Consider the following 3,417-nt stretch of genomic DNA (forward strand, 5'->3'; position numbering starts at 1 on the left):
GTTGTCATTGGTGGTGTGGACTCTCAAGCGTGAGGTAAGGGCATCTGGTGAATGCCTTGGCATGTACAGGCGATGAAGGACGTGGCACGCTGCGATAAGCGTGGGGGAGCTGTGAGCAAGCTTTGATCCCGCGATTTCCGAATGGGACAACCCACCTTCACCATTTAATTTCGACTGCCCTTTTGGACATTCGGAGTTAAATGGGAGAGGTATCACCTTAGTGAATAAAATAGCTTTGGTGAGGCGAACCCGGAGAACTGAAACATCTCAGTACCCGGAGGAAAAGACATCAACCGAGATTCCGTTAGTAGTGGCGAGCGAACGCGGACCAGGCCAGTGCCTCTTTCTAAATTAGCAGAACACTCTGGAAAGTGTGGCCATAGCGGGTGACAGCCCCGTATGCGAAAATGAGGAAAGAGGACTTGAGTAGGGCGGGGCACGTGAAACCCTGTCTGAACATGGGGGGACCACCCTCCAAGCCTAAATACTCGTACATGACCGATAGCGAACCAGTACCGTGAGGGAAAGGTGAAAAGCACCCCGATGAGGGGAGTGAAACAGTACCTGAAACCGGATGCCTACAAGCAGTGGGAGGGTCCTTGAGACCTGACCGCGTACCTCTTGCATAATGGGTCTGTGACTTAGTGTATCGAGCAAGCTTAAGCCGTTAGGTGTAGGCGCAGCGAAAGCGAGTCTGAACAGGGCGATTGAGTTCGATGCATTAGACCCGAAACCCGGCGATCTAGGCATGACCAGGCTGAAGGTGCGGTAACACGCACTGGAGGGCCGAACCGTTTAATGTTGAAAAATTATCGGATGAGTTGTGTTTAGGGGTGAAAGGCCAATCAAGCCGGGAAATAGCTGGTTCTCCGCGAAATCTATTGAGGTAGAGCGTCGGATGATTGCCGTTGGGGGTAGAGCACTGGATGGTTGCGGGGGTCGCGAGATCTACCAATACTAACCAAACTCCGAATACCAACGAGTCTAGTCCGGCAGACAGACGGCGGGTGCTAAGGTCCGTCGTCAAAAGGGAAACAGCCCTAACCTACAGCTAAGGTCCCCAAGTCACGTCTAAGTGGGAAAGCATGTGGGATTTCCAAAACAACCAGGAGGTTGGCTTAGAAGCAGCCATCCTTTAAAGAAAGCGTAACAGCTCACTGGTCTAAACAAGAGATCCTGCGGCGAAGATGTATCGGGGCTCAAGACGTGCACCGAAGCTTAGGGTGTGTACATTAGTACACGCGGTAGCGGAGCGTTCCGTAGGCCGATGAAGCCATCTGGCAATGGGTGGTGGAGGTATCGGAAGTGCGAATGCAGACATGAGTAGCGATTAACAGTGTGAGATGCACTGTCGCCGAAATTCCAAGGGTTCCTGCTTAAAGCTAATCTGAGCAGGGTAAGCCGGCCCCTAAGACGAGCCCGAAGGGGGTAGTCGATGGGAACCACGTTAATATTCGTGGGCCTGGAGGTGTGTGACGGATGGCGTAAATGGTCTGGCCTGATCGGATTGGTCCAGGCTGTGAAGTCGTCCCAGGAAATAGCCCCTCCGTATAGACCGTACCCTAAACCGACACAGGTGGAATGGTAGAGTATACCAAGGCGTTTGAGAGAAGTATCCTGAAGGAACTCGGCAAATTGCCTCCGTACCTTCGGAAGAAGGAGGCCCCGCCTATGGGCAACCACTGGCGGGGGGCACAGGCCAGGGGGTAGCGACTGTTTAGCAAAAACACAGGGCTCTGCTAAGTCGGCTTCAAGACGACGTATAGGGTCTGACGCCTGCCCGGTGCCGGAAGGTTAAGAGGAGGAGTGCAAGCTCTGAATTGAAGCCCCGGTAAACGGCGGCCGTAACTATAACGGTCCTAAGGTAGCGAAATTCCTTGTCGGGTAAGTTCCGACCTGCACGAATGGCGTAACGACTTCCCCACTGTCTCCAGGATATGCTCAGCGAAATTGAATTCTCCGTGAAGATGCGGAGTACCCGCGGTTAGACGGAAAGACCCCGTGCACCTTTACTGCAGCTTCAGAGTGGCATTAGGAAAGAACTGTGTAGCATAGGTGGGAGGCTTTGAAGCAGGGACGCCAGTTCCTGTGGAGCCATAGGTGAAATACCACCCTGTTGTTTTCTGATGTCTAACCTCGCACCGTTATCCGGTGCAGGGACCCTCTGTGGCGGGTAGTTTGACTGGGGCGGTCGCCTCCTAAAGAGTAACGGAGGCGCGCGATGGTGGGCTCAGGCCGGTTGGAAACCGGCTGTTAGAGTGCAATGGCATAAGCCCGCCTGACTGCGAGACTGACAAGTCGAGCAGAGACGAAAGTCGGTCATAGTGATCCGGTGGTCCCTCGTGGAAGGGCCATCGCTCAACGGATAAAAGGTACGCCGGGGATAACAGGCTGATGATTCCCAAGAGCTCATATCGACGGAATCGTTTGGCACCTCGATGTCGGCTCATCACATCCTGGGGCTGGAGCAGGTCCCAAGGGTTTGGCTGTTCGCCAATTAAAGTGGTACGTGAGCTGGGTTCAGAACGTCGCGAGACAGTTTGGTCCCTATCTGCCGTGGGCGTCGAAATTTGAGAGGAGTTGACCCTAGTACGAGAGGACCGGGTTGAACATGCCTCTGGTGTACCTGTCGTCGTGCCAACGGCGCAGCAGGGTAGCTATGCATGGACGGGATAACCGCTGAAAGCATCTAAGCGGGAAGCCTCCCTCAAGATAAGATTTCATCGAGCCGTGGAAGACCACCACGTTGATAGGCCGGATGTGGAAGTGTGGTAACATATGAAGCTAACCGGTCCTAATTGCTCTGTTCGCGCTTAAAGGGAACCCGAAAGGGTCCCTGGAGTCCCACCATCAATGACAGCTCTGGAAACAGACCTGTCATCGCACGGATGACATAGCAGCCAGATCCATCGATTAAACCCCAACCGCATGCGCCCGCTTCATTGCTTGGTGACCATAGCGTCAGTGACCCACTCGATCCCATCCCGAACTCGACCGTGAAACCTGGCTGCGCCGATGGTACTGTTGCTCAAGCACCGGAAGAGTAGGTCGTCGCCAGGCATTGAAGCCGGCGCATGATGGCACGGACGAAACCCATTCACAAATCACAAAGAGCGGCCTCATGGCCGCTTTTTTTGTTCCGCCAATATCCTATATTGGCACCATGGCGCGGGATGGAGCAGCCCGGTAGCTCGTCAGGCTCATAACCTGAAGGTCGCAGGTTCAAATCCTGCTCCCGCAACCAGATACACAGCCGAAGGCCCGGTCCAGCAAAGACCGGGCCTTCGTCCGTTCCAGACAGTGCCAGCAAACTCCGCAAAGCAGACCCGCAGCAACACGGTTCAGCCTTCCAGCACCCGCCGCGCCCACTCCACAATCTTCCCCGCAGGCAGCACACCCGATTGGCGAGAGAGCTCC

General features: G+C 54.7%; 1 tRNA gene and 2 rRNA genes. All 3 read left to right on the plus strand.

Annotated elements, in window-relative coordinates:
• Positions 1 to 25: 25 nt before the first annotated feature.
• The 3 genes from GGR43_RS23135 (at position 26) to GGR43_RS23145 (ending at position 3,244) form a co-directional block, all read left to right on the plus strand.
• Positions 26 to 2,817, plus strand: a 23S ribosomal RNA gene (locus tag GGR43_RS23135).
• Between the two features lie 128 nt (positions 2,818 to 2,945).
• A 5S ribosomal RNA gene (rrf, locus tag GGR43_RS23140) occupies positions 2,946 to 3,060 on the plus strand.
• A gap of 107 nt (positions 3,061 to 3,167) precedes the next feature.
• Positions 3,168 to 3,244, plus strand: a tRNA-Met gene (locus GGR43_RS23145).
• Positions 3,245 to 3,417 lie beyond the last annotated feature (173 nt).

The sequence above is a fragment of the Sphingobium jiangsuense genome (genome assembly GCF_014196495.1).
GTDB classification, from domain to species: domain Bacteria; phylum Pseudomonadota; class Alphaproteobacteria; order Sphingomonadales; family Sphingomonadaceae; genus Sphingobium; species Sphingobium jiangsuense.